The organism is Catellicoccus marimammalium M35/04/3 (assembly GCF_000313915.1).
In the GTDB taxonomy this organism is placed as follows: domain Bacteria; phylum Bacillota; class Bacilli; order Lactobacillales; family Catellicoccaceae; genus Catellicoccus; species Catellicoccus marimammalium.
In genome coordinates, this window is the sequence record NZ_AMYT01000006.1 from 1 (window position 1) to 684 (window position 684).

At 51.6% G+C, this 684-nt stretch carries 8 tRNA genes; all 8 read right to left on the reverse strand.

The features are described from left to right. Position 1: 1 nt before the first annotated feature. The 8 genes from C683_RS00480 to C683_RS00515 all read right to left on the reverse strand — a co-directional run bounded on the left by C683_RS00480 (position 2) and on the right by C683_RS00515 (position 678). Positions 2 to 75: transfer RNA gene (locus tag C683_RS00480), tRNA-Pro, on the reverse strand. 20 nt (positions 76 to 95) lie between these two features. Next, positions 96 to 169 (reverse strand) — tRNA-Arg (locus C683_RS00485). A gap of 11 nt (positions 170 to 180) precedes the next feature. Then, positions 181 to 266, reverse strand: a tRNA-Leu gene (locus C683_RS00490). 13 nt (positions 267 to 279) lie between these two features. Next, a tRNA-Gly gene (locus tag C683_RS00495) sits at positions 280 to 351 on the reverse strand. 3 nt (positions 352 to 354) lie between these two features. Next, positions 355 to 427: transfer RNA gene (locus C683_RS00500), tRNA-Thr, on the reverse strand. Positions 428 to 439: 12 nt separating this feature from the next. Then, a tRNA-Leu gene (locus C683_RS00505) sits at positions 440 to 521 on the reverse strand. Positions 522 to 529: 8 nt separating this feature from the next. Then, positions 530 to 602 (reverse strand) — tRNA-Lys (locus tag C683_RS00510). Between the two features lie 3 nt (positions 603 to 605). Then, positions 606 to 678 (reverse strand) — tRNA-Val (locus C683_RS00515). Positions 679 to 684: the final 6 nt, after the last annotated feature.

Consider the following 684-nt stretch of genomic DNA (forward strand, 5'->3'; position numbering starts at 1 on the left):
ATCGGGAAGACAGGATTCGAACCTGCGACCCCCTGGTCCCAAACCAGGTGCTCTACCAAGCTGAGCCACTTCCCGTTTACTTTATACAAAATATATGCACCCTAAGGGAGTCGAACCCCTAACCTTTTGATTCGTAGTCAAACACTCTATCCAGTTGAGCTAAGGGTGCATGATTGATAATGCCGAGGACCGGAATCGAACCGGTACGGTGATCACTCACCGCAGGATTTTAAGTCCTGTGCGTCTGCCAGTTCCGCCACCCCGGCGATATTCAATTCAAGCGGAAGACGGGGTTCGAACCCGCGACCCTCACCTTGGCAAGGTGATGTTCTACCACTGAACTACTTCCGCATATGCCGGCTAAAGGACTTGAACCCTCGACCCTCTGATTACAAATCAGATGCTCTACCAACTGAGCTAAGCCGGCTTGTTTCTCTTATACGGGTGAAGGGACTTGAACCCCCACGCCTTACGGCGCTAGATCCTAAATCTAGTGCGTCTGCCAATTCCGCCACACCCGCATTATGAATGACCCATGCAGGGCTCGAACCTGCGACCCTCTGATTAAAAGTCAGATGCTCTACCAACTGAGCTAATGAGTCGTATGGAGACTAACGGGATCGAACCGCTGACCCTCTGCTTGTAAGGCAGATGCTCTCCCAGCTGAGCTAAGTCTCCAGATTA